The 2,498-nt window shown below is 37.8% G+C and carries 1 protein-coding gene and 1 pseudogene; both read left to right on the top strand.

Annotated features, from left to right (window positions below; all coding sequences use genetic code 11):
• Positions 1-1,425 (top strand): annotated as a pseudogene (locus tag BMW43_RS21305) (hypothetical protein); the annotation flags it as partial.
• A 32-nt stretch (positions 1,426-1,457) separates the two neighbouring features.
• A complete protein-coding gene (locus BMW43_RS20795) occupies positions 1,458-2,015 on the top strand; it encodes a hypothetical protein (RefSeq protein ID WP_091752469.1) in 558 nt (185 codons plus the stop codon).
• The last annotated feature ends 483 nt before the right edge of the window (positions 2,016-2,498 follow it).

Below are 2,498 nucleotides of genomic sequence, written 5' to 3'. Positions count from 1 at the left end.
GAGGCTACACCTGATAAGAATAGGCTGTCTACCGATACGCTGACTTACTCGGACATTGAGAATCATGCCGATTACAGCGCCAGCAGCGTTGGGGTAAACCTGGATACCAGAAAAAATGCAGAGAAAAAAGATGCCGGACTGACACCCAATATCGGTGTAAAAGTATCCGGTGATGCTGATAGCACGACACAATCAGCCATAGCACCAGGTACAATAGAAATTCGCAGCAATCCTAATCAGGATATTTCTAATCTCAGTCGTAATGCTGATCAAGCATTAAATGCTTTAGGGAAGATCTTTGATAAGAAAACTGTACAGGAAAAACAGGAATTAGCGCGAGTATTTGGGGAAGAAGTATTTAAAGCAATTGGAGATTTGGCTGCTAAAGAATATACGAAAGCTTGTGCAGATGCTGTTAAGGCTCAAAATGATCATAATGATGCTGCTTATCGGGATGCAATGCAACGAAAAGATGCATGGGATATCGGTGGTGTAAACGAAGTTATGCTTCATACATTAGCCGGAGGTATCATGTCAGATTTGGGAGGAAGTGGCTTTGCTTCAGGTGCAGCAGGAGCAGGGATCGGGGAATTAGTTGAAGGAAGAATAAAAGAATTATCTCCTGAATTACAAAAGATGGGAAGTGTCCTTGTTGGAGCTGTAGCTGCAAAGATAGTAGGAGGCAATGCTCAAGCTGGAGCATCCACATCTTTATCAGGTACGATAAATAATGGACTGATTCATGAACAGCAACTGGATTTTGCCAATGATATGCTTTATGCGATTAACACTGGATCAACGACTCAAATCATATGGGCATTATCCAAATATACCGCCAAAGATTGGGCAAATTTGGGTGAGGGAGAATCAGGGGAAAATGAAACTATCTATTTATTGAATGCAGCTGCACAAGTAACCGGTTCGTCCTTTAGTTATAACCAAAATGATAGTTTACACCACAATATTCAAGCATTTTGGGGAGCTTTGGTGGATTCTGTTCCATCAGTTGATCCTTCAACGTTAATATCAGCAGGAGTTGTGGGAACTGCAGTAGTTGTAGCAGGGGTTGCATTATATAATTACAATGGAAATTGGGTGAAAGCGACAGGAATTATAGGAGCTGCGACACCTAAGATTGTAGATGGTGTAGAGTATCAACTAATAGGAAATAACCCTGCTGCAAAATATAGTGGTAATGTTTTAACAAGAATAAATACAGATATGACAGGAGGTTTAGCTGCGGCAGAGAAAATCTTCAGCAATGCAGCAAAAGATACACAAGTAATGCAAAATGAGGCAGGAACACTAAAATGGATTGTTGATTCGGCAGGAAATCGTATTATGCAACTAAGGGTTACAGATGGAAAAGTAAATCTAGATGTATGGAAAAATGGCGTATACGAAGATATCCATTTTACACCATAACCCCAAGTATATAGTTAACTGGAGTTGGTACTATGTTTAAACTCAGATTAGATGAAGAGGTTCTTGGTCGAATTAGAATCTCTATTCCACTAGAAATTTATCTGGTAAAATCGGAAGTTAATTCTTTGCAGGAGACAATTATCTGTAATCACCTTTTTCTTAAAAACACATCTTTGTTTAGGATAGAGGGGGTTGTTGAAGATTTTGGAATCAAAAGAGATGAAGTATTTGGAATAGCAATCAAAAATGGGTGGGTTAGAGTGAATACGAGACGGGGACCCAATAAAACTTCCATAGTTATTGGAGAGGAGTACCACGGTGAACCTAATGATCTAAACGAGTTGGTGCTATATAAAAAAATATTACCAACCAATCTATTGGGGATTCAAATATTGACAACAGTAGAGGATTTAGTTGATATCGGGACAAGAAAAGAATATCATGTTGAAGTAGATAAAGGAGTACTTTTAAAGGGTGACAACAAAAGCGTATATATTGGTCAACATATTTTTCCGTATTCTTTAATTGTTACAAGTGACGAACAAAGAATAGAAGAAATTTTTAAACAGTATGGTAGAATCCTCAAATAAGTCTAAAGTATCAAGGTCAGTGGACGTAAAAATCCACTGACCTCTCTTTTCTCTCAGGCGTCGTCAGGTGGACAATCACCTGTCGGTGATGACGAAAACGGAGTTTTCGTCTCAGAGGTTCTTTTTATGTAAAATATCGTAAATCCAGTAAAACTCTTGAGGCCGGTTCCTTTGAATCGGATATTATAGTGTATTAAAAGAAATTTGGAGCTGTAAGTTTAACTAAGTAAAACAATAATGAATCGAACAAATCGCTCTCTAGAGTTTGATTCAGTATTAAAGAGATAGTTACTAGCTGACACTAGCAAAGAAAAGGCACAAGCAAATAAAGAGAGATTTCTAACCGATAATGGGTTAGAAATCTCTCTTTGTTTTTGTTATGTTTTGCAAAAATGTAAAAGTATAGTGGGTGGTTCTTGAGAATCGGTATTAAAGAGATAGCTTTTAGCATATAAAAATTGGAAATTCCTTTGAAATCCAAAA

Origin of the sequence: Propionispora vibrioides, assembly GCF_900110485.1 — a bacterium.
Lineage (GTDB): Bacteria > Bacillota > Negativicutes > Propionisporales > Propionisporaceae > Propionispora > Propionispora vibrioides.
The sequence above is the reverse complement of the archived record's forward strand: the minus strand, read 5'-3'. Positions and strand labels throughout refer to the sequence as shown.

What these genes read in the sequence shown, in the direction of transcription:
- BMW43_RS20795 (WP_091752469.1), top strand. Translation starts at nt 1,458, where the DNA reads ATGTTTAAACTCAGATTAGATGAAGAGGTTCTTGGTCGAATTAGAATC.